Here is a 21155-nt window from a genome sequence, read left to right as displayed (position 1 = left end):
GCATCGTTAATGTCAGCCTTTTAACAACACGGCATTTTCAGGAATATCCTGTTTCAACGTTTCACAGTCACCCTGGGCCGGTTGCTGTTCAGGAGCACGGTTTTTATACCATATACGGCAAAAACCCGGTGAGGGTATATATTCAGCAGGTACTGCGCTGGACGCTCCCGAATAACGATCACTGTTAACCACACTATAGGCAGCACAGCTGCTCATAGCAGCCAGTATCGGCAAGATCAGCAGCCGCTGAAAACAGGTCATCGATAATTTCATGTTGTTATTCCTCAGCAATTTCCGGCTTGAATATCCGCCAGTTTCGCGGCTTTTGCAGCAGGCCTATCAACGCAAGTAAAAGCAATTAAGTTAACAAAAAAACCAATCACCAAAGCATCAATCTGCCATGGCTGCTGTAATACCACATTCCAGACAATTGCAGAACCAATTCCAGCCACCGCTCCGGCAATAAACCGTTTACGACTTACATAACACCCCAGAATTGCCATTGTTAAAGGCACTAATACGGTTGGCGCCCAAAAGTTATACGCGTAAATCAGAATATCGATAACGCTATCAATCGATAACGCAAAAACCATTGATGCAATACCCACTAATAATGTGATCACACGAGCGAGCATTAATTCTGCTTTGGCTGTTAATGGTGTTTTACGTAATGGCCTGACAATATCATTACTGAAGGCAATTGATGCCGAATTTAAAAACGAATCTGCCGAAGACATGATGATAGAAACTATGGCAGCTGCCACAATGCCTTGCAGAATGGGTGGCACGGCCTGTTGAATAACATAAGGCATTGCTAAATTAGCATCTAGAGAGGACTGCATGGCTAATGCCACCAAACCAATTAAACCGGTGATGGCAAAAAAAGGAATCGAAAACAATCCGCTTAACAGCGACCCACGAATGACATCTTTACTGCTTTTACCAATTAACAGTCGTTGCAGATAGGGCGGAACCAACGTTTCACCCAGCATGAAGGTCATAAATAATGATAATAATGCAATCATCGCCAATGGTTCTGTAGGCAAGGTAAAATGCGTTGCAGGTAAATTGTTTTGCATGGCTTGCCAGCCGCCAACATGCTGTAAACCAAAATACAATGTCATCGGGATACCAAAGGCCAGCACGATAAATTGAATAATATCGGTCCAGACCACGGAACGCATACCACCAACTGTTGCATAAGCGATAACGATGCCGCAACCAATTAACACCCCCCACACCCGATCTACATCAAGAAACAGGTTAAACACATAACCCATGGCACCAATCTGGGCACCGAGGATCCCAGCACACAGAACGAGCGAAAATACACCACTGAATAGCCGGGCCCCCTTACCATAATGTTGATCCATAATATCGCCCACTGAAATGGCATTTGGATAACGCATCATTTGGGGAGCAATATATCGGGCGACCAGAATTTCTTTTATGCTAAAGCCCCATAACGCAACAATATTACTGATACCAACCAGAAAGACTTTTTCGGCATTTCCCATGGAAAACCCACCACCGATAAATGATGCCGATAAAGTGGCAAAAATCACCAGCGTGCCAAACGATTTTCCAGCCAAGGCATATTCATGCATGGTTTTGATACCGCGCCCTGCCCATAATCCGATGAGTAAAACAAAAATCAGATAGACAATTACAACCAATGTTTCCATATATTTAGTTTGTCCGAATGCATAAAGGCCATGTCAAAGCTTACGTGTTTTTCAGGTATTAAAAAACCACCCAAGCAAAATGCTGGGGTGGTTTTAGTTAATTTGTTCTGTATTGCGTTAAATTATCTTCAGACTTTCACATTGATCAGATTACCCAAATTACCTTGTGGCATTGGAACGGCCTCCAGTAATTTCAATACTGCCTGTCCTTGTGCCTCAATTTGATCATTGGTCAATTTAAGCGTAGCAACCATTTGTTGCTGAGCAGATTGTTGAACCGACAACTGGGTTGCCATTGCAGCAACATTTGTGGTTTCCATCATTCAGCTCCTTAATTTCTTTGATCTATTTATATATCGGTAGTTTATTTCAAAACTTTATCGGCGACTTGTTCGATAACAAATGCCAGGGTCTGCCTTATTTCATTTCTTGGTTGATTGGCCATTTCAGCGATTTCCGCTGCAGAATGCCCCTGAGACCAATGCTGGCTGACGATATGCTTTTGATTTGCCGTCAACGAACTCACCACTTCAGCAGTCATTTGATCTTCAATAAATTCTGAATCAGTCTCGTTTGACTCCACATCACCGATTACAGGTACCCTCTCCTGCTGTCCCCATCGCTCTAGCAAAAGTCCTGCTTTCACGATCCGTTCTTTTCGCTGATTTTGTAAAGCTTCAATCCGCAATTTTCCAGCGGTACGATTCAGTTTTTTTCCCACAGCACACCTGCCTGATGTCAATGAACTGAATGCTAATGTGATTTAACTCCCGGCAATAATACCGGGAGTTAGTCACATTATTTTTCTTCGAACAAACGTTTTAAAACATTTTTTACGGCATTACGTGACTCATCATTGTAACCGACAACCAATCCGGCTAGTAAAGTAGCCATGACTGATTTACCAGGATGCTGATGTATCATTTTGGTTATTGCCGGCGTAATCACAGATTGCAGAACATTTTCTAAATCATCTGCATCTAGAGTGCTTGAGCGGTCCAAACCCGGAGAAGCAACTTTAGTTCGATATACAGCAAATTTTGCTATGAGCATCACTAAAATTGCTGCCAAGACATATCCTGCTGCCGTCATAACGGCAGCAATATTCGGTGGATAATGAACCAACAATGCCAGATAAACAGCAAAGCCAGCAAACCCGAGCGCAAATAAGCCCAGCAGCGTCGCAATGGTTAATGCTACGGTATTAATTTGTACTCTTGAACGCCAGCCCATGTTTATCTCCTACTTATTTCCATATACAAACCCAGTTCAACTTAGCGATCAAGAATTTTACCAATCACTAAACCGATACCGAAAGCAACGGCCATGCTGCTGTAAGGATGGCTTTCCACTTCGCCTTGAACCTTGCTAAAAGATTCTTTTACTTGATCCTGTGCGTGACTTGCAGCCACTTTGACACGATCCTGGCTTTCTTTCGCATAAGCAGTGGTCATTTCTCTTAATGTTTTGGTCACTTCTGCGAAATCTTTACGCAATGTATCCAATTGCTCTTGGAGTTCTTGATTAGTTTGAGCTGTTGCCATTTAACAATCTCCTTGTATAAAGTTATCTGCTCAATGTAAGGGCAGCAATGAATGTGACAACTTGGTTAAGCTGATTACTTCAATTTTTAATCTGTAGCTTCTTCCATAGCATCACCAGCTTCTTCAGCACTTTCATCAACAGCTTCGCCTGCTTCTTCAGCGGGGCCTTGATTTTCACACGCCGTAATAAAACCGACACTTGATAAGACAAAAGTCATAAGTAAAATTTTGCATAGAAGGCGAAATGGATTTGAATCAGTATTGTTCAACATAATCAATTACCTCATTAAAAAAATAAATATGGATGTGTAAATGCCATCAATGTATTAATAACACACTTAAGTGAAACATTTATTACGGCACCTTTTCAAGTGTACTCCCAACGTATCTTTTTGACTTAAATTTTGCTTTAACCTGTGTTAAGGAGCTTTTTTTACAATCGCCATAAGGTATAACTTCCATCAACTTTAACAAGGATATACCATGATTAGTTGGGCGTTAACATTTCTGATTATCGCGATAATCGCGGGTGCATTAGGATTGTCAGGTGTTGCTGGCACAGCGAGCAGTATTGCTTGGATTCTATTTGTAGTGGGCCTAGTCCTCGCCTTGATATTTTTTATTACCGGGCGTAGACCACCTCTCTGATTAATTTAAATTGTCTTTTTTTCTAAAAATTTTAAATCAACAATTACAAGAAATTAGTTAGCTTATAAACCTTTATTGACTTATTGGTCCTCGAACGAAATGAAATATAAGTCACCCCAACCATTTTTGTTATTGATCAGCAACACTGATTAATCACATGAATGGTATCTTTTGACACTACCTGCTCCTCGGGTGGTGTCTTTTTTTTGGGGGGTCATCTCACTATATATTTCGATTGACTTAGTATTTTTCAAGGGTATATTTTCCATCACGATTTCTTCTTATACATGAGGGAAGCTTATGAGTTCATCTTTGCCTGATAGTTGTATTGTTCACCAGTTTCTGAAATTTGCAGATCTAAATGAACATGAAATCAACTTATTAAAGGCATTGGAAAAAGATCCTCGGGAATACGCAGCGGATCAGCCTATGGCTATTGAAGGGGGAAAAGCCGAACGCTTTTTCACTCTCCAGTCAGGTTGGGCATGTGCGACACGAACGCTTGCTGATGGGCAGCGTCAAGTACTGGATATTTTTCTGCCGGGACAGATTCTGGGACTGCGAGAAATCAGTTTTGATCGAAATCTTTCCGAGTTTCGTACACTAACAGAAGTAAAAGCCTGTCCGTTTCCACGCCAGCGCTTAACAGAGATTTTTGACCAGGCCCCACGTCTAACGGATTTATTTTTCCTGATACTTGCTCGTGAACAATCCATGTTGATCGAACGGGTTATCAACATTGGTCGTCGTACTGCGGTAGAGCGCCTGGCTCACTTTATTGTTGAAATGAAAGTCAGACTGAATGTGGATGCTGATCATTTTCAGTTGCCGATGAATCAAACGATTATCGGGGACACCTTAAGCTTGTCCTCGGTGCATGTCAGTCGCACGTTTAAAGTGTTACGAGATGAAGGTTTACTCGAATCCTGCAATGGGGATATTCGTATCCTGGATCTGGAAGGTTTAATCGAAATATCCGGATTTGATCGAAATTATCTCGACAGCCACTCTAACTGGGCCAGACAAGACTAAGGCTTAATTAAACTTTTCAATCACGGCCAAATCCTCAACATAATCAATATCAACTAAAATACCGTGGTGCTCAATATTGATTTTTTGAATTTTTTCAGCATCTCGCAAAAGTATTTTTTTGGCACCGGAATCCCCTTTCAGAGCCATTAACTCATCTTTATAACGATAACTCAATCCTACTGGATGACCACGCTTATCATCACAATAGGGCGCCGTTATGTCGGCGCCCAGTTTTATGTTTTGACTAATCTGCTTCAACACTTTAACTGGAATAAAGGGCATATCCGCTAAGCCGACCACCCATCCTTTTGCCTCTTGCTGAACTTCAATAGCAGCCTTCAGGCTGTGCCCCATCCCCAATTCAGCACTTTTACATTCAATCACACTGATTTTTTTATGATGTAATTCTGCAAAATTTAAAATCGTCTCGTGTAATAAAATCTTATTCTCAGCAATCACCACTGATAATTCATCGAATACGGCAAACCATGGTAGTAAGGTATGGAGAATAAGTGGCTGCCGAACACCAGCGTGGTTGAACTCAAATAATAATTTATCTGCACCAAATCGTGCTGATTTGCCGGCAGCCAGAATAATGGCAGCAACAGAGCCCGTGTTATGCATCGTTCAACTACAAACTAATGGAATTTCAGCCTTAATGCTGTTTTTATTGGCAATGCCATTACGTCGCAGTTCAATGAGCTCTGCTAATATCGCAATAGCAATTTCGGGGGGAGTTCGGCTACCAATGGATAATCCTACCGGACCGTGCAAACGTTCTATTTCCATAGTTAATAAATCAAACATCGCCAAACGTTTACGCCGATTAGCATTATTCTTTTGACTTCCTAATGCACCAACGTAAAAAGCAGCTGATTTTAACCCTTCCAATAAAGCCATATCATCCAGTTTAGGATCATGAGTTAAAGCAATAATCGCTGTATGAGCATCAGGTTGCATTGCCATTACAGCATCATCGGGCATCATATTGAGCAGTGTTACCTCTTTAATCTCCCAGCTTGCACGCATGGCATCCCGAGGTTCACAAACCGTCACTTGATAATCAAGTGCCTTGGCCATATCCGCCAAGTAAACGGAGGTCTGTCCTGCCCCGATTATTAATATTCGCCATCTAGGGCCGTAGACAATTGACAGGTGCTGCTCGGTGAATTGTATTGGTATATCGGTTGATCTGGCATCACTACAATGACTTTGCAGTGAGGCCAGATTTAATTCCCGTTTAATCAAACGATGACTATTTATCGCGTTGCGTATTTCGCTCACCCATTCGAGTGACTTGACGGGTTCAATCACCAGCTCCAATGTACCGCCACAGGGCAAATTAAAACGCTGGGCTTCCTCCTGGGTCATGCCATAAACTTTTAATACAGCTCGGGCCGTTGAAAGTTCACCAGACCGGGCTTTGTCTGCCAGATCATCTTCAATACATCCGCCAGACACCGAACCAACTAAAACCCCGTCATCGCGTAAAACCAGCATGGCTCCGGGCTGTCGAGGGCTGGAGCCGAAAGTTTTCACCACAGTCACCAGCCATACCGTCAGATCCGCTTCCAACCATTTTTCCAATGTTTTGAAGACCGACAGATCGACACTATCCATAATCAACTTTCCAGTTGATAACGAATGGGCAAATTACGTATCCGCTTTCCGGTAGCTGCAAAAATAGCATTGCATAGTGCCGGAGCAATCGGAGGTAATCCTGGTTCACCTATGCCGCCTAACGGCGTATTAAAATCATCTGCTGGTAGCAGATGCACATGAATTTCGCGTGGTGCTCCATTCATTCTTGTCACTTGATAGGTATCAAAGTTATCCTGCTCAACAGCACCATCTTTAAAACTGATTTCACCTACTGTCGCCAGACTGACCCCCATAATGCAGGCACCTTCCATCTGTGAACGAATACGTTCAGGGTTTACCTGTGGCCCACAATCAACTGCGATATCCATTCTCGGGATAGTCAGTTCACCGTCTTCCGACACCTCAACCTCTACTATGGCTGCGGTATAGCTTACGAAACTGTAATGGGTTGCCAGACCGAGTCCTCGACCAGCCGGTAAGTCACGGCCCCAATTGGCTTTTTCACATACTGTTTCAACTACTCGACGTAATCTGCCTGTGTCTAGCGGATATTTTTCAGGTGACTCACCATAATTCCATTCATCATTTAAATCGATAGGATCAATTTTTCTGGCAGGTCCAATCAGATCGAGCAAAAACGCTTTATGTTCCTGTCCAACTTCATGTGCCATTTCAGCAATAAATGACTGGATGGCAAAAGCTCGCGGAATATTTGCCACCGACCGGAACCAGCCAATACGGGTATGAGCTTTGGCTTCAGGATTTTCTATTTGAATATTTTCGATAGCAAACGGGATATTCATTACACCCATTCCTAACTCAATCGGCATTTGATGCACTGAAGAAGCATCAAAAGTAGACGATATCGACGGAGCCACCGTACGATGCAACCAAGCCGTAGTTTTTCCATCGGTATTTACTGCGGCTTCAAGATGCTCGATCGACACCGTATGTAAATAGCCATTATGTATGTCGTCTTCTCGGGACCAGGTCACCTGAACGGGACGGCCATCAATTGCTTTGGAAAGTAAAGCTGCTTCGACCAGATAATCCGGTTTGGATTTACGACCAAATCCACCGCCCAGTAAAGTGACATGAACCGTGACATCTTCTGGAGACATTTCCAGCCATTTAGCCACTGTGTCTCTACTGGCTTGTGGTGCCTGAGTAGGTGCCCAGACTTCACATTTACCATCCTGAATACGCGCAGTTGCAACGGGAGGTTCCATCGGTGCCTGAGACAAGTGGGGAATGTAGTAGTCTGCTTTAAAGGTCTTATCCGCGGTTTCCATGGCTTTTGTGACATCACCAGTGCTACGCAAGACTTTCCCGCCAGCAGTTGAAGCATCTTCAATCATTTGCTGTCGGTATTCTTCGGTGTTGTAGCTGGCATTTTCGCCATGGTCCCACTCGATCTTCAGCTTTTCACGCCCTTGCATAGCTGCCCAGGTGTTTTCAGCGATAACAGCAACGCCCCCTAAAGGATTAAAAACAGCCGGGGGCGGACTTCCTTTCAATGTCACAACTTTAATAACACCAGGGACTTTCAGAGCTTCTGAGTCATCAAATGATTTTACTTTGCCACCATATACAGGAGGACGAGCAATCACGGCATGCAACATACCGTCGACTTGCACATCAATACCGTAAACAGCCTTACCGGTAACGATATCCTCACCATCAATCAATTTCGTAGATTGCTTACCAATATAACGGAACTGATCAGGGGTTTTTAACCGTAAATTTTCTCGTTGAGGCACATCCAGTGCTGCGGCGGCTTTTGCCAACTCACCGTATCCCAATACCTTGCCCGAAGACCGATGTTTGATTTGATGGTTTTCAGCAAAGACTTCCTCAACAGCAACACCCCAGTGGGCTGCGGCAGCCGCTTCCAGCATCATTCTGGCCGCGGCGCCGACATTACGCATCGGCATAAAGAAATGTCTTACACTGCGAGAGCCATCCGTATCCTGGTTACCATAACGTTCTTCATCACCCGGAGCCTGAACCACCTTGACTTTATCCCAGTCAGCTTCAAGTTCATCGGCAACGGCCATTGGTAGACTGGTCCGTACCCCCTGCCCCATTTCAGAACGGTGGCTGACAATGGTTACACTGCCATCTTCTGCAATAGCCACAAAGACCAATGGATTATCCACCCATCCATGTGGCATGGCATCCCGTCCATATTTTGGCGCTTCTTCATCTTCTGCAAATCCGGTAAATGGCATGCCCACGGCTAATACTAAACCCGTTAAGGCAAAACCTTTGAGCAGATTGCGACGGCTGATATTAGTAATTTCAGTTTGCAGACTTTCATTTTTGAGTGGTTTATTCATTGTTTACCCCCACTGTTTGTAGCCGCCAGTTTGATAGCATCACGGATACGGTTATAGGTTCCACATCGACAGATATTGCCACTCATTGCGTTATCTATATCTGTGTCAGTCGGGTTAGCATTATCACGTAATAAAGCCGTTGCAGAGACCACTTGCCCTGGCTGACAATAACCACATTGCGGTACGCCCAGCTCAACCCAGGCCTGTTGAATTGCTCGGCCAATTTTATCTTCACTTACCGCTTCTATGGTGGTGATCTGTTTGCCTTTTGCAGCGCTGATGGGAGTGGAACATGATCGAATAGGCTGACCGTCAAGCATGACTGTACACGCCCCACACAGTGCCTTCCCACAACCAAATTTAGTTCCCGTCATTCCCAACACATCTCGTAGTGTCCAGAGAATCGGCATTTCTTCAGGCAAATTGACTTCATGACTTTCGCCATTGATCGATAATTTCATGGTGAATTTCCTGTTGTGATCTAAAACTGGAAGACCTACATCGGTCTTTGTATAAGTAACGATACTATCAGCTAAAGATTATTGTTTGATTAAGGATAATGTCATTTTAGAAAAAATGACCAAAACATTTATTCTAACTTGCACCAAGATTTATTCACAATTGAATCAACCATGCCGTTCACAATACGGGCAGCACCTTCAGTTTTGGTGCCCCGGTAGGTTGAGACTAAAAGCTTGGCTTCGTTATAGGCGGTATCAATTTCCTGACGGAAAAGTTCTCGAAAACGCTTTCCACCCATGATAAACGAACTCTGTTGTTGAGTTATTTGTTCAATAATCTGTTTTTGGGTGACGCTATGATTTTGCACAATCAACTGACCTGCCAGCCGGCTGAAAACTGGCACCGCCATAACAAATGTAATTAATTTATTCACTTCAAGAGGATTACGTTGCTTCCAGTACTGAGCATAAGCTGAAATCTTACGGAAGGTTCGCCAGTCCACTTCAGTGAGTTGTTTTATCGGCCCCGAAGGTTGAGCACCATTAAACAAGTGCTCAAGATCCAGACAAAAAGCATGATAATCAGGCAGGGCGGCTGAAGCTAATTGCGTAGCAATGTTGGCAATATCTGCTTCCAACTCTTCACGCGGTGCCAAGGTTCTCTCATAAAAAATGACGGCTGAATGATATTGCAGAGTTTTGCTATCTTGCCAAAAACGGATCGCCTTCAACTTCGGATGAAACTCCGCTATCACGGCGACTGATGCAAAAAGCTGATCTAACGTATCCATATCATCCATTCATCGTCTGAGTGAACTTATCCATTATCTAGACAAAAAATGTTCTACTTTTGCTTCATTAGCTGTAAAAGTCCCGGAGAAAACTGCCGGGACTTTGTTTATCAAGGGAGCTGGTTCGCTTAATTTAAAACTTTTAATGCTGCTTCATAATTTGGTTCATCAGCTGTTTCAGCCACTTGTTCGGTATAAATCACCTTACCATTCTCATCAATCACCACTACGGCACGCGATAACAGACCTTTTAACGGACCGGTTTTTACTGTCACACCGTAATCTTCACCAAAACTAGAGCGAAAGGCTGAGCCGACTTCAACCTTGTGCAATCCCTCAGCGCCACAAAAACGAGCTAAAGCAAAGGGAAGATCTTTTGAAATGCAAACGACAGTGGTGTTATCAAGCGCTGTTGCTTTTTGATTAAACTGGCGAACAGACATGGCACAGGTGTCGGTATCAATTGATGGAAAAATATTTAATACAACACGACCCTTTATGTCACTCAATTTCAAATCGGATAAGTCATCTTTTACCACCGAAAAGTCCGGTGCTTTGTCACCCACTTTTGGCAAATTTCCCACCGTTTCAAATGGATTACCTTTCAACGTGACGGTTGCCATAATATTGCTCCTTACTGATTATTAAATAGATTAGCGAGCCTACACCCAAGCGGTAATAAGTCAAATGCAGACTGATACTACCGAGAAATCCTAACATACTGAAATCGAGCTAAAGCACGTTTAGGTCTGGCGTTCTTTTATCAATTTCAGCGTAGACGGATAACGTCTGACTGTCTTTAACCTTTGTTAATAATTTTATGTCTTATCCTCTTTATGCCCGCGAATCTCATTGATCAGACATTACAGTCGATAATCTGGTTTAAGCGTTGGCCGTAACACAACAATATGGTTCACATCGGGTCCTATTCGACTCCCAGAAAATGTTTAAATTTTCAATATAAACAATAGGGTGTATGCTCAGGTTAATCGCACAAATAGCGGGCAAAATTCCCGTGACCGAGTGGTGTATAGTCAAAAATTATTGATGTCGATGTCAGGAGGCAAATTACCATGGCCAGTTTTATGAAAACCACCCACCACGGCGGCTGTCCACATGACTGCCCTGATACCTGTTCGATGGTGTATGAAGTCGAAAACGGTCAATTAATTTCTGTTCGCGGTAATCCAGACCATCCGATGACCCGAGGCGGTTTGTGCGTCAAACTCAAAGACTACGAAAAAAGGCATTATCATCCCGAACGGGTTCTGCATCCGCTTCGCCGAGTGGGTCCCAAAGGCAGTGGACAATTTGAGCCCATCAGCTGGGATGAAGCACTTACAGAAATCACTGATCGCTGGAAAGCGATTATTGAAGAGTATGGTCCTCAAGCCATTATTCCCTACAGTTATCTCGGAAACCAAGGATTAGTTCATGGTTTAAATGGCGGTGATGCCTTCTTTAACAAAATGGGGGCTACCGTTTGCGAACGTACATTCTGTGGTGAAGGATCCTGTACTGCCTGGCTGTTAACGGTGGGGCCGACAGCAGGCGTGGATCCAGAAAGCTTTATCCACTCCAAGTACATCATTATTTGGGGTTGCAACTCTGTCAGCACCAATCTCCACCACTGGCATATTGTGAAAGATGCTCAGAAGCGTGGTGCTAAGGTTGTTGTGATAGATCCTTACAAATCGAAAACGGCTAAAGAGGCAGACTGGCACATCGCCCCCCGCCCAGGCACTGATGGTGCCCTCGCCATGGCAATGATGCATACCATTATAGAAGAAGGTCTGGTAGATCAGGATTATGTCGACAGCTATACCGTGGGGTATGCCGACTTAGCAGAAAGAGCAAAACAAAGAACTCCTGAGTGGGCAGAGGAAATAACCGGAGTAAGCGCTCACGATATTCGCATGCTGGCACGCGAATTTGCGATGACTCAGCCTGCTGCCATCCGGCTTGGCGTAGCATTGGAACGTAACTATGGCGGTGGCCAGGCTATCCGAGCGATTAGCTGCTTACCTGCATTGGTCGGCGCATGGCGCCATGTTGGCGGAGGTGCATTACAGTTTCCGGTGTGGGAGCACCCTTACAAGTTTGATGTTATTTGTCGACCGGATTTAATTCCAGAAGGCACGCGTGTTATTAATGCCATTCAAATCGGCCGCGCCTTAACTAATGAAATGGATTTGGATATTCCCATCAAATCTATGATGTGCTGGAATGCCAACCCTGTCACCCAAGCGGCTGAAACCGACAAAATAGTCGCGGGTCTGATGCGAGAAGATCTGTTTTTGGTTTCGGCAGAACATTTCCTGTCAGATACCGCTTCGTTTGCTGATATTGTTCTGCCAGCATCGATGGGCGCGGAAATGGAAGATATGGTGTTGTCCTGGGGACATCTCTACCTTACTTATAACGAAAAATGTGTTGAATCCCCAGGGGAAGCCATCCCCAATAACGAAATTTTTCGCCGGCTTGCCGCCAAAATGGGCTATGAAGAAGAAAATTTCAAATGGACTGATAGTGAATGCCTGGAAAACTATGTGGACTGGGACTCACCAGCATGTGAAGGCATTGATCTAGCATATCTTCGGGAACACGGTTATGCACGGCTTAACGTCGGTACTCGCGATAATCGAGCTCCCCATAAAAATGGTCAATTTCCAACCGCAACTGGTAAGTGTCATTTCCGAATTGATGATGCAACAAACTTTGTCGCTGGTCCGTTCAGACAAATGTATGATGGCTTTCAGCCTGGTGAAGCGCTGGATAGCCTGCCTGACTATGTGGCTTCCAGAGAGACACCACAGACTAACCCTGAGCTGGCTAAACGCTTCCCACTCAATATTATTTCACCGAAAAGCCATGGTTTTTTGAACTCTTGTTACGCCAATATGGATAACAAACTCAAAGCCCAGGGCGAGCAATTTGTGATGATAAGTGCTGCTGATGCCGATGTAAGGCAGATCCAGCAAGGTGATGCTGTTCGAGTATTTAATGACCGTGGTGGGTTCGATGCCAAAGCGCAAATTACTGAAGATGTCTCCCCGGGTATCGTTGTCGCGACTTTGGGATATTGGCGTCAACGTAATAATGGCACCGTAAATTGTGTCAGTTCAGCAGAGTTTGTTGATATGGGTCATGCCCCGACTTTTACTGATAATCTGGTTCAAGTGGAGCTGTGTCGCTAAGCTAGAGGGACTAAAAGCGGATATCCTGCTACTGGATATCCGTGTTCTCCTCAGCGTCTGATTTGTTTTCCTGCTTGGCTACCGTCAATGCCTCTTCACGTTGCTCAATCGCCATGGTCTCCAGCAATTTACCCATGGCTTGCATTAACCAATAACACGCATATATCCGGTCATAGTAAACATCAGTATAGGCAATACCAGCACTGAGCAATTCATTTTCACTGTCCAGCAAATCCAGCAACGTGCGCTGCCCTACACGAAATTGAGCGGCATATGCCTCACGAGTTTTTTCTGCTGCTTCAACACGTTGTTGTAAACCCGGCAACCGCCGTTCGGCATTTTCCAGAGCATTCCAGGCCAACCGAACATCCAGTTCAATTTCGCGTTTTGCGTGATTAATCAGCTCTTTTTGCTGCTCACTCAAGAACTCAATTTGTTCAACCCGTGCCTTATCCGCTCCACCATTTAATAAGTTATATTGCAGGCGAAACATCGCATAGAGACCTTTGTCCTGGCCCGGCTCACCATCAAGATTATTATTTGCTGAGGCACCTAAATCCAAATCAACACGAGGATGAAATGCCGCTTTTGCGGAATTTTCCTGGGCCAACGATGCTTCATGGTTTGCCAAGGCTGTGCGCAAGGTTGGATGTTGGTTGTAAGCGATTTTAATCGCATCTTCTACTGTGGCGGGGGCGTTGTTACAGCAATCATCACCGGGATTAGTGATATTTTCAGGCATGGAGCCAACTACCCGTTGGAAATCGGTTCTGGCATCTTCAACATTGCCAAGCTGTGACTCAAGATTGGATTTCGATAACGCCAAACGTGCCTGTGCCTGGTCAACATCTGCTCGCCGACCAACTCCGCTTTCGGAGCGTTGTTCGATTTGTGAAAAAATCGTTTCATGCGATTGCAGATTGACCCGTGTCAGTTCCAACAGATCCTGCCGGCGTAATACATCCAGATAGGCACCGATAGCCTGCAAGCTGGTACGCTCCGAAATATCTGTCACGGCATAGCCGGCAGACTCGGAAGATGCTGTTGTACGGTCTACTTCACTCTTTGTATAAAATCCATCATAAAGCATCTGCTTGGCTGTGATGCTTGCCTCGCCTCGAGTCAGTGTTTCACTGCCAGGGCGAGTCGCCGGATTTTTAGTATATTCGCGTCCGTAGCCCAGATTGAGGTCCACTGTTGGCGCATATCCGGCACGAGCCTGATCAATGGTTTTATCGACACTTAGCCGACGATTAGCTTCTGCAAGGATTTCGGGATTACTTTGAATCGTTTGCTCGACGGCTTGAACCAGGCTCTGAGCCATCACCGGTGCATGATATGTCGTTAAGCCGGTCAAAATGGAGCCACAAAGCGCTAATAATTTGTAGTTACTTTTCATTTGTCTAACACTCCGTCAGCGAACGTCTATTTCAACACGTCTATTTTTTTCTTCAACCACTTCATCAGCCGTATCGACCAATAACTCTGATTCGCCCATACCCTTGGTTATAATAATATTCTCTGGAATACCACGGCGTATAAGTTCTTGACGAACCCGTTCAGCGCGACGTTCTGACAATCCGATATTGTATTGTTCAGAGCCCATAGTATCAGTATGGCCAATAACAATCGCCTCAGCAATTTGTCTGGATTTTATTTCATCAAACACCTGTTTCGCAGCCACTTCGGATTCTGCAGTAAATTGACTGGTATCAAAGATGAAATAGAGACGAGCACGATATGGTTCCGGCGGTAATGCTGCCATCGCGGGTTCCATTTCAGGATCTGCCTCAACAGGTTTGACACAGAAAGGTGACTGCCCCTCAGCAACATCAACTGGCGCTTCAATTTGCGCCCGCATTTCAGAAGTCGGGGTTTCTGGTCCTAATGAATTCACAGCACTGCTATAACCACTACAACCTGATATAAGCTGCGTAATGAGCAGCACAGTTAAAATTTGAAATTGTTTTTTCAGCATCATGGCACTTCTTTAAAAATGGGATCGACTTTTACTGATAAGGTTGAACATGTCGCCGCCAGCGTAGACGTTGGTGTATGGACTTTTACCGCGTCAAGATTGTTGGCTGTTAATTTGCCACCAACCAGTGCGAGCGTTCCGTTCGTTATTGAGATATCAGCCTGCCCTTGTTGTGATTTGATATCAAAATGATAGCTTTCAATAGAAAAAGCTGTGTTAGGACCCGCTCCGACACGGGTATCATCGTTGAACAATATACCCACACTGCTATTGCTTTCAGTCTGTAGTTTATCCGCCTTAAAGAGCTTATCCCCCAAGACTACATTAACCGTTGCTCCAGCGCGCATTATTTGCACATTACCACTCAATGTTTTTACGATACCCACTGTTTGAGCATAACCAGTAGAGGCAAATATAAAGCTGCAAAATAATTGAGCAACAAGAAGCGTTTTGAAAGATATATTCATCGCAACCATCCATTGGTTCGAGCTGGTAAAGCTGAAATTAAATTTTGTTTTTAAACCTAATTACAGTGAGCACATTCAACAGTAGATAAATCATAAAGCTCGTGTGATTATGCATTATGAAAATACCAACACCATTACAATGTGAACTCTGTCATACTTTTTTCCACTTGACCATATCTAAAAGTAAAAATGTTCTGAAATCAATTTCTTGGTAAACCTTAACCCCGTTCCTGTCTGATAATCATTTCTTTCGTTTGACTGTTTACAAAATTATCGGCATAAATAGTATTGGGTGAAGAAAAAATACAATAAGAAAATGTAGGTCCTCAGAAAAAGCAGTTTTAATTCGCTATAAATTTTACTTAGCAATTACGACTACAGACTCTGATTTTGAAGGTTGAGGTTCGCTTGATCTTTTTACAAACTCATTTACTAAGGAATTAGCATGAAAATTACAGCTGTATTTTTGTCTTTGTTTTTTGTCTTTGGATTAGCAGCTTGCAACACTATGGAAGGTGCAGGTAAAGACGTGGAAGCAGCAGGTGATGCTGTTGAAGACTCTGCTAGAGAGAATAAAAATTACTAAGGATAGGCTTTTGGGCTTAACTCCCTGGTAAATCAAATAAAAGCCCTGCTAACTCTCTGTTAGCAGGGCTTTTTTGTTGGGTGATATTAATGTTTCAGAATGACATACAGTGCGTGAATAATGCCTGGGATAAATCCCAATAGGGTCAGCAAAATACTTAGCCAAAAATGGCCTTTAAAACCGACTTCCAGAAACACTCCCAAAGGTGGCAGTAAAATAGCAAACAGGATTTTGATGGGATCGGTCGCAGTAAAAGCCATATTGAGTTCCTTTGTTTTGGTTCGTTAAATATTTATTTAGATCAATTATAGACAGACGGCATTAGTCCACATTAACCTGTGTTTAACCATAACACAGGCTGATTACCTGTTAGCGCTAAACTCAAATAGATGCATCTTTAATTCATGAAATTAATCAGGAAAATGCGTGGACCATTCTGAAGATAATCAAAAACCCTCACTCGATGATGAGACGTTAGCCCTTGCACAACAGATCTTTGAATTGGTGAGGCAAGGTAATATCGATGCATTAATTATACCTCTGGAAATGGGACTCGCGCCCAATATCAGGGACAGCAATGGTAACAGCCTTCTCATGTTGGCCGCCTATAATGGCCAGGAAGCGATGACTCAGCTTTTATTAAAATATGGTGCAGATCCTGAACTAGCCAATCTCCGTCACCAAACACCTTTGGCTGGAGTTGCTTTTAAAGGCTATACCCATATCGCCAAAATACTTCTCGAACATGGAGCCGACGTCAACGCCACAACACCTGATGGAAAAACACCATTAATGTTTGCCGCCATGTTCAATCAAACAGAAATTATGGCTCTACTGCTTTCGTATGGAGCTAATGCCAACAGTAAAACAGCAGATGGTATGACAGCTATGAGCCTGGCCCAGTCAATGAATGCGCAAGACAGTATGAGATTATTGTCCGAGCGCTGAGTTTTAGCTTGAACTTCATATGAGTGCTGGTATCAAGAGATAAATAAACAAAAAGCCTCCGCATGAAACATACGCGGAGGCTTTGTTTTGTATGGTGGGCCCACCAGGACTCGAACCTGGGACCAAGGGATTATGAGTCCCCTGCTCTAACCAACTGAGCTATAGGCCCGATTTTGTAATCAGCTGTCTGAGTCGAGGAAGCTTCTCAGTTGATCCGAGCGTGATGGGTGACGCAGTTTACGTAAGGCTTTGGCTTCAATCTGACGAATACGTTCACGGGTAACGTCAAACTGTTTACCGACTTCTTCAAGGGTGTGGTCGGTGTTCATATCAATACCAAAACGCATGCGCAGTACTTTTGCTTCTCGTTCGGTCAGGCCGTTTAGAACGCCCTGGGTGGCTTCTCTCAGGCCTTCAATTATAGCCGAGTCTGCTGGTGACATCACATTGATATCTTCAACGAAATCACCCAGATGTGAATCTTCATCATCACCAATTGGCGTTTCCATGGAAATTGGTTCTTTCGAAATTTTCAGTACTTTACGTACTTTGTCTTCCGGCATTTCGACACGTTCTGCCAATTCATCAGGTGTCGGTTCACGGCCCATTTCCTGCAGCATTTGACGGGCAACACGATTGAGTTTGTTGATGGTTTCAATCATATGTACCGGTATACGAATGGTACGAGCCTGGTCGGCAATAGAACGAGTAATCGCCTGACGAATCCACCATGTTGCATAGGTAGAGAACTTGTAACCACGTTGATATTCGAATTTATCTACCGCTTTCATCAGACCAATGTTGCCTTCCTGAATCAAATCCAGGAATTGCAGACCACGGTTAGTGTATTTTTTGGCAATTGAGATAACCAGACGCAGGTTAGCTTCTACCATTTCTTTTTTGGCACGGCGGGCTTTGGCTTCTGCGATCGACATTTGACGGCTGATTTCTTTGATATCAGCAATGTTCAAACCACGGTCATCAGCAATTTCGGCCAGTTTGCTTTGTGCAGCTAAAATGTCATCAAGATTTTTCTTGATAGTGGATGAATAATGTTTTTTAGCTCGAACGAACTTATCAGACCATTCAAGGTTGCTTTCATTGCCTTGGAACGCGTCGATAAAGTCACGACGATTCATACCCGCCTGCTCGACCACGATATCCATAATAATTTTTTCTTGTTTACGAACTTCCGCGATGGTCTCTGCCATCAAATCGTTCAAGAAAAGTAATGTTTTGGGAGTTAATTTGAATTCCATAAACAGGTTACTGGCCTGTTCACGAGCTTCAATCATCGCCTCGCCTTCAGTCGCTAGAACCTTGTTGTATGCTTCACGTAATGCGGTAAAGCGAACCCGAGCTTCTTCTGGATCAATTTCACCAGAATCATCTTCATCATCACTTACGCCACCCACATCATCATCGTCATCATCGTCGCTGTCAGCGTCATCAGAATCCGTTGTGCTGGTGATATCTTCATCGTCATCATCACTGGCAACAAGCTCTTCAGGTGCCACAAAACCACGGATCAGTTCATTCAGACGCATTTCGCCTGCTTCAACTGCATCATAGAATTCAAGGAATGAAGAAATTACCGGTGGATAAGTAGACAGCATTAACAGGCTTTCGCGCAGACCAGCTTCAATGCGTTTGGCAATGACTATTTCGCCTTCGCGGGTCAATAGCTCAACTGATCCCATTTCGCGCATGTACATGCGCACAGGATCGGTTGTACGACCAAACTCACCATCGGAACTTGCCAGGACAGCTGCGGCTTCTTCATCAGAGACTTCGTCATTGGATGAAACCGCTTCGGCAAGACGTTCCATCTCATCGGTATCCATGCCATCTTCATGAACCATGATACCCAGGTCGCTGAACATACTGACAATATCTTCGACCTGATCCGCATCGACTAAATCTTCTGGAAGGTGGTCATTGATCTCGCCGTAAGTGAGATAACCGCGCTCCTTTCCAAGGGCGATAAGTTCTTTAACGCGTGATTGCTGATCTTTCATTCGGCCTCTTTATGCATGGTGACGCTGTTTTTGGCGGTAACACTATATTATAGTGAAAGCACTTCGTTATTGCATCATTTTTGATTACAGAACACTTACTTAAAGGATTTCACTTCCATTCTTTCTGCCTCACTCAGTTGGCTAAGAGGTTTGCTCATCAGATAAGTTAAACGTTCATCTCTTGCTTGCTTGTTTAGACGACTCACAATTCCAATGAGTTCATGCTCCAGTTGTTCTGGCGACAAATTCAAAGGTTGAATTGCGAGCTTTTCCATGTATGGGGCTTGTTGGGTATCTCGCCAACGCTCCAAAAGCTGTGCTGTTTTAAGATGGGGATGCGCACGCATGGTTTCAAGTAGCTGAATTAAAATCGCTAAACCGGGCATATCCAGCTGATGTAAATTAGCAGTATCTGGAACAGCTTCATGTAATTGCGGGTGCTGCAGTAGAATCATCACTGCCATCCTTACCGGCGTCATATTCGCCATCGCATTTTGTTTGACTTTCCTAGCGCTTGGTGCTGGTGCCGGCTTATCCAAATGCCGGTTTAATGTTGCCAGATTGGTTTTTGCATAATCTGCTAACTGCTGCTCCAGCATATCTCGATATAATCCAGCAGGAATATGGCGCAGATATGGTTTGGCGATTTCTACCAGTCTGGCGCGGCCATCCATCGATTGACTGTCTACGCGGGAAAGCAATGTCGCAAAGAAAAAATCGGAATAACTCTGGGCCTGCCGAACTAATTGATGAAATGTTTCCGCCCCCTGCTCTCTAACCATCGTGTCAGGATCCTGACCTTCCGGTAGAAACATAAATTTCAATTCAAAATTGCCCCCAAGTATGGGTAACGCATTTTCGGCTGCCCGCCATGCTGCCTCTTTACCCGCTCTATCTCCATCAAAACAAAAAACAATTTCTGGTGCGTTTCGCGTTAATAATCGTAAATGTTCCGAGGTTGTCGCCGTTCCCAATGTGGCCACTGCATTATTAATTCCAAACTGCGCCAAAGCGATAACATCCATATATCCTTCAACGATCAGAATTTTTTCCAGTCGACGATTGGCTTTACGGGCCTGATACAAGCCATACAATTCCTGGCCTTTGTGGAAGATGGGGGTTTCTGGTGAGTTCAGATACTTAGGTGTACCCTCGGCATCAATAACACGACCACCAAAAGCGATAACGCGGCCCCGACGATCGCGAATTGGAAACATTAGTCGATCACGGAAACGATCATAGGTTCGACCTTTATCGTTTTTAATCAACATTCCGGCTTCAAACAACTGGTCCTGACTTTGTTGGTTATTGCCAAAAGTACGTAATACATTGTCCCAGCCATCCGGTGCCATACCAATATCAAAAGCAGCCACGGTTTCCGGGCTAAGACCACGTTGCTGGATATAATCCTGAAAAGCCTGGCGCTGTGGATGGTTTTGCAACTGATGTACGTAGTAATGACTGACTTTATCCATCAGGTCGTAAAGGTTTTGTCTGGCGGGGGTGAGTGCAGCTTGTTGCGTAACGGGCACCTGCATCCCGACTGTGTCCGCAAGCTCTTGAATCGATTCAGGAAAGCTGAGCTGGTCGTATTCCATCAGAAAACCAATCGCCGTACCGTGAGCACCACAACCAAAACAGTGATAAAACTGTTTATCTGGACTGACAGTAAAAGATGGGGTTTTCTCGTTGTGGAATGGACAGCAGGCGTGCAGATTTTTACCGGCTTTTTTCAGCGGTACTCGCGCATCAATAATATCAACGATATCGACTCGTGAGAGCAATTCGTCAATAAACTGTGGAGGGATTTGTCCGGCCATAATGCAATTATGGCCGAAGTCTGTCTTGAATGTTAACCA

Annotated in this window: 24 protein-coding genes and 1 tRNA gene; 5 read left to right on the top strand and 20 right to left on the bottom strand. The window is 44.2% G+C overall.

Going from position 1 to position 21155, the window contains the following annotated elements:
- Positions 1-12 precede the first annotated feature (12 nt).
- The 7 genes from LGT40_RS14900 to LGT40_RS14870 form a co-directional block, all read right to left on the bottom strand.
- The gene (locus LGT40_RS14900) at positions 13-273 is read right to left on the bottom strand and encodes a hypothetical protein (protein ID WP_226076132.1); all 261 of its coding nucleotides are present in this window, start codon (positions 271-273) and stop codon (positions 13-15) included.
- Between the two features lie 11 nt (positions 274-284).
- On the bottom strand, positions 285-1685 hold the full coding sequence (locus LGT40_RS14895; RefSeq protein ID WP_226076129.1) for a sodium:solute symporter family protein: 1401 nt from the start codon (positions 1683-1685) through the stop codon (positions 285-287).
- 128 nt (positions 1686-1813) lie between these two features.
- A complete protein-coding gene (locus LGT40_RS14890; protein WP_226076127.1) occupies positions 1814-2008 on the bottom strand; it encodes a hypothetical protein in 195 nt (64 codons plus the stop codon).
- A gap of 41 nt (positions 2009-2049) precedes the next feature.
- On the bottom strand, positions 2050-2406 hold the full coding sequence (locus LGT40_RS14885; protein WP_226076124.1) for a hypothetical protein: 357 nt from the start codon (positions 2404-2406) through the stop codon (positions 2050-2052).
- Between the two features lie 77 nt (positions 2407-2483).
- Entirely contained in the window at positions 2484-2918 is a 435-nt protein-coding gene (locus tag LGT40_RS14880) for a hypothetical protein (RefSeq protein WP_226076121.1), read from the bottom strand.
- A 41-nt stretch (positions 2919-2959) separates the two neighbouring features.
- Positions 2960-3229: an ElaB/YgaM/YqjD family protein gene (locus tag LGT40_RS14875; protein ID WP_226076118.1), complete on the bottom strand. Its 270-nt coding sequence runs from the start codon at positions 3227-3229 to the stop codon at positions 2960-2962.
- An 86-nt stretch (positions 3230-3315) separates the two neighbouring features.
- Positions 3316-3501 (bottom strand): hypothetical protein, encoded by a 186-nt coding sequence (locus LGT40_RS14870; RefSeq protein WP_226076110.1) that lies wholly within the window; start codon positions 3499-3501, stop codon positions 3316-3318.
- 211 nt (positions 3502-3712) lie between these two features.
- On the opposite strand from LGT40_RS14870, the gene LGT40_RS14865 reads away from it, so the two are divergent.
- Together LGT40_RS14865 and LGT40_RS14860 are read left to right on the top strand one after the other, a co-directional pair.
- Entirely contained in the window at positions 3713-3877 is a 165-nt protein-coding gene (locus LGT40_RS14865) for a DUF1328 domain-containing protein (RefSeq protein ID WP_226076108.1), read from the top strand.
- Positions 3878-4177: 300 nt separating this feature from the next.
- Positions 4178-4909: a Crp/Fnr family transcriptional regulator gene (locus LGT40_RS14860; RefSeq protein WP_226076104.1), complete on the top strand. Its 732-nt coding sequence runs from the start codon at positions 4178-4180 to the stop codon at positions 4907-4909.
- A gap of 3 nt (positions 4910-4912) precedes the next feature.
- On the opposite strand, the gene LGT40_RS14855 is transcribed toward LGT40_RS14860, so the two are convergent.
- The 6 genes from LGT40_RS14855 to tpx form a co-directional block, all read right to left on the bottom strand.
- On the bottom strand, positions 4913-5533 hold the full coding sequence (locus LGT40_RS14855) for a nucleotidyltransferase family protein (RefSeq protein WP_226076102.1): 621 nt from the start codon (positions 5531-5533) through the stop codon (positions 4913-4915).
- Between the two features lie 3 nt (positions 5534-5536).
- A complete protein-coding gene (locus LGT40_RS14850) occupies positions 5537-6529 on the bottom strand; it encodes an XdhC family protein (protein WP_226076100.1) in 993 nt (330 codons plus the stop codon).
- Between the two features lie 2 nt (positions 6530-6531).
- A complete protein-coding gene (locus tag LGT40_RS14845; RefSeq protein ID WP_226076097.1) occupies positions 6532-8850 on the bottom strand; it encodes a xanthine dehydrogenase family protein molybdopterin-binding subunit in 2319 nt (772 codons plus the stop codon).
- Positions 8847-9311 carry a (2Fe-2S)-binding protein gene (locus tag LGT40_RS14840; protein WP_226076095.1) on the bottom strand — a complete coding sequence of 155 codons (465 nt, stop codon included), beginning with the start codon at positions 9309-9311 and terminating at the stop codon, positions 8847-8849. Before LGT40_RS14840 ends, LGT40_RS14845 begins: the two co-directional genes overlap by 4 nt.
- 128 nt (positions 9312-9439) lie before the next feature.
- On the bottom strand, positions 9440-10102 hold the full coding sequence (locus tag LGT40_RS14835) for a hypothetical protein (protein ID WP_226076092.1): 663 nt from the start codon (positions 10100-10102) through the stop codon (positions 9440-9442).
- Positions 10103-10230: 128 nt separating this feature from the next.
- Positions 10231-10725, bottom strand: a complete 495-nt coding sequence (gene tpx / locus LGT40_RS14830) for a thiol peroxidase (RefSeq protein WP_226076089.1) — start codon at positions 10723-10725, stop codon at positions 10231-10233.
- Between the two features lie 450 nt (positions 10726-11175).
- Between tpx and LGT40_RS14825 the strand changes: the two genes are divergently transcribed.
- A complete protein-coding gene (locus LGT40_RS14825; RefSeq protein WP_226076084.1) occupies positions 11176-13299 on the top strand; it encodes a molybdopterin-containing oxidoreductase family protein in 2124 nt (707 codons plus the stop codon).
- A gap of 28 nt (positions 13300-13327) precedes the next feature.
- Here the strand turns inward: LGT40_RS14825 and LGT40_RS14820 are convergent, their stop codons facing one another.
- The 3 genes from LGT40_RS14820 to LGT40_RS14810 are packed head-to-tail and all read right to left on the bottom strand — an operon-like array spanning position 13328 to position 15744.
- The gene (locus LGT40_RS14820; protein WP_226076080.1) at positions 13328-14698 is read right to left on the bottom strand and encodes a TolC family outer membrane protein; all 1371 of its coding nucleotides are present in this window, start codon (positions 14696-14698) and stop codon (positions 13328-13330) included.
- A 15-nt stretch (positions 14699-14713) separates the two neighbouring features.
- A complete protein-coding gene (locus LGT40_RS14815) occupies positions 14714-15280 on the bottom strand; it encodes an OmpA family protein (protein ID WP_226076076.1) in 567 nt (188 codons plus the stop codon).
- Positions 15277-15744, bottom strand: a complete 468-nt coding sequence (locus tag LGT40_RS14810; RefSeq protein WP_226076074.1) for a FecR domain-containing protein — start codon at positions 15742-15744, stop codon at positions 15277-15279. The genes LGT40_RS14815 and LGT40_RS14810 overlap by 4 nt, the downstream gene beginning before the upstream one ends.
- A gap of 445 nt (positions 15745-16189) precedes the next feature.
- Between LGT40_RS14810 and LGT40_RS14805 the strand changes: the two genes are divergently transcribed.
- Positions 16190-16330 (top strand): entericidin A/B family lipoprotein, encoded by a 141-nt coding sequence (locus LGT40_RS14805; RefSeq protein ID WP_226076063.1) that lies wholly within the window; start codon positions 16190-16192, stop codon positions 16328-16330.
- Between the two features lie 86 nt (positions 16331-16416).
- Here the strand turns inward: LGT40_RS14805 and LGT40_RS14800 are convergent, their stop codons facing one another.
- A complete protein-coding gene (locus LGT40_RS14800) occupies positions 16417-16590 on the bottom strand; it encodes a YqaE/Pmp3 family membrane protein (RefSeq protein ID WP_014705602.1) in 174 nt (57 codons plus the stop codon).
- 166 nt (positions 16591-16756) lie between these two features.
- On the opposite strand from LGT40_RS14800, the gene LGT40_RS14795 reads away from it, so the two are divergent.
- Positions 16757-17278, top strand: a complete 522-nt coding sequence (locus tag LGT40_RS14795) for an ankyrin repeat domain-containing protein (protein ID WP_226076053.1) — start codon at positions 16757-16759, stop codon at positions 17276-17278.
- Between the two features lie 92 nt (positions 17279-17370).
- Here LGT40_RS14795 and LGT40_RS14790 read toward each other — a convergent pair.
- From LGT40_RS14790 to dnaG, 3 genes are all read right to left on the bottom strand, one after another.
- A tRNA-Ile gene (locus LGT40_RS14790) sits at positions 17371-17447 on the bottom strand.
- 10 nt (positions 17448-17457) lie between these two features.
- The gene (rpoD, locus tag LGT40_RS14785; protein WP_226076050.1) at positions 17458-19296 is read right to left on the bottom strand and encodes an RNA polymerase sigma factor RpoD; all 1839 of its coding nucleotides are present in this window, start codon (positions 19294-19296) and stop codon (positions 17458-17460) included.
- Positions 19297-19391: 95 nt separating this feature from the next.
- Complete coding sequence (dnaG, locus tag LGT40_RS14780) at positions 19392-21116, bottom strand: DNA primase (protein WP_226076047.1); 1725 nt, start codon at positions 21114-21116, stop codon at positions 19392-19394.
- Positions 21117-21155 lie beyond the last annotated feature (39 nt).

It is taken from the genome of Methylophaga pinxianii (assembly GCF_020447225.1).
Taxonomy (GTDB): Bacteria; Pseudomonadota; Gammaproteobacteria; order Nitrosococcales; family Methylophagaceae; genus Methylophaga; species Methylophaga pinxianii.
Note: the sequence above shows the minus strand (reverse complement) of the source record. Positions and strands in the feature narration are given on the sequence as shown.

Excerpts from the sequence above, each read along its gene's own strand:
- LGT40_RS14855 (WP_226076102.1), bottom strand. The coding sequence starts at position 5,533 with ATGCATAACACGGGCTCTGTTGCTGCCATTATTCTGGCTGCCGGCAAA.
- LGT40_RS14870 (WP_226076110.1), bottom strand. The coding sequence starts at position 3,501 with ATGTTGAACAATACTGATTCAAATCCATTTCGCCTTCTATGCAAAATT.
- LGT40_RS14820 (WP_226076080.1), bottom strand. The coding sequence starts at position 14,698 with ATGAAAAGTAACTACAAATTATTAGCGCTTTGTGGCTCCATTTTGACC.
- LGT40_RS14825 (WP_226076084.1), top strand. The coding sequence starts at position 11,176 with ATGGCCAGTTTTATGAAAACCACCCACCACGGCGGCTGTCCACATGAC.
- LGT40_RS14880 (WP_226076121.1), bottom strand. The coding sequence starts at position 2,918 with ATGGGCTGGCGTTCAAGAGTACAAATTAATACCGTAGCATTAACCATT.
- LGT40_RS14800 (WP_014705602.1), bottom strand. The coding sequence starts at position 16,590 with ATGGCTTTTACTGCGACCGATCCCATCAAAATCCTGTTTGCTATTTTA.
- LGT40_RS14815 (WP_226076076.1), bottom strand. The coding sequence starts at position 15,280 with ATGATGCTGAAAAAACAATTTCAAATTTTAACTGTGCTGCTCATTACG.
- LGT40_RS14890 (WP_226076127.1), bottom strand. The coding sequence starts at position 2,008 with ATGATGGAAACCACAAATGTTGCTGCAATGGCAACCCAGTTGTCGGTT.
- LGT40_RS14860 (WP_226076104.1), top strand. The coding sequence starts at position 4,178 with ATGAGTTCATCTTTGCCTGATAGTTGTATTGTTCACCAGTTTCTGAAA.
- LGT40_RS14805 (WP_226076063.1), top strand. The coding sequence starts at position 16,190 with ATGAAAATTACAGCTGTATTTTTGTCTTTGTTTTTTGTCTTTGGATTA.
- LGT40_RS14835 (WP_226076092.1), bottom strand. The coding sequence starts at position 10,102 with ATGGATACGTTAGATCAGCTTTTTGCATCAGTCGCCGTGATAGCGGAG.
- LGT40_RS14895 (WP_226076129.1), bottom strand. The coding sequence starts at position 1,685 with ATGGAAACATTGGTTGTAATTGTCTATCTGATTTTTGTTTTACTCATC.
- LGT40_RS14845 (WP_226076097.1), bottom strand. The coding sequence starts at position 8,850 with ATGAATAAACCACTCAAAAATGAAAGTCTGCAAACTGAAATTACTAAT.
- LGT40_RS14850 (WP_226076100.1), bottom strand. The coding sequence starts at position 6,529 with ATGGATAGTGTCGATCTGTCGGTCTTCAAAACATTGGAAAAATGGTTG.
- LGT40_RS14840 (WP_226076095.1), bottom strand. The coding sequence starts at position 9,311 with ATGAAATTATCGATCAATGGCGAAAGTCATGAAGTCAATTTGCCTGAA.
- LGT40_RS14900 (WP_226076132.1), bottom strand. The coding sequence starts at position 273 with ATGAAATTATCGATGACCTGTTTTCAGCGGCTGCTGATCTTGCCGATA.
- dnaG (WP_226076047.1), bottom strand. The coding sequence starts at position 21,116 with ATGGCCGGACAAATCCCTCCACAGTTTATTGACGAATTGCTCTCACGA.
- LGT40_RS14865 (WP_226076108.1), top strand. The coding sequence starts at position 3,713 with ATGATTAGTTGGGCGTTAACATTTCTGATTATCGCGATAATCGCGGGT.
- LGT40_RS14875 (WP_226076118.1), bottom strand. The coding sequence starts at position 3,229 with ATGGCAACAGCTCAAACTAATCAAGAACTCCAAGAGCAATTGGATACA.
- tpx (WP_226076089.1), bottom strand. The coding sequence starts at position 10,725 with ATGGCAACCGTCACGTTGAAAGGTAATCCATTTGAAACGGTGGGAAAT.
- LGT40_RS14810 (WP_226076074.1), bottom strand. The coding sequence starts at position 15,744 with ATGAATATATCTTTCAAAACGCTTCTTGTTGCTCAATTATTTTGCAGC.
- rpoD (WP_226076050.1), bottom strand. The coding sequence starts at position 19,296 with ATGAAAGATCAGCAATCACGCGTTAAAGAACTTATCGCCCTTGGAAAG.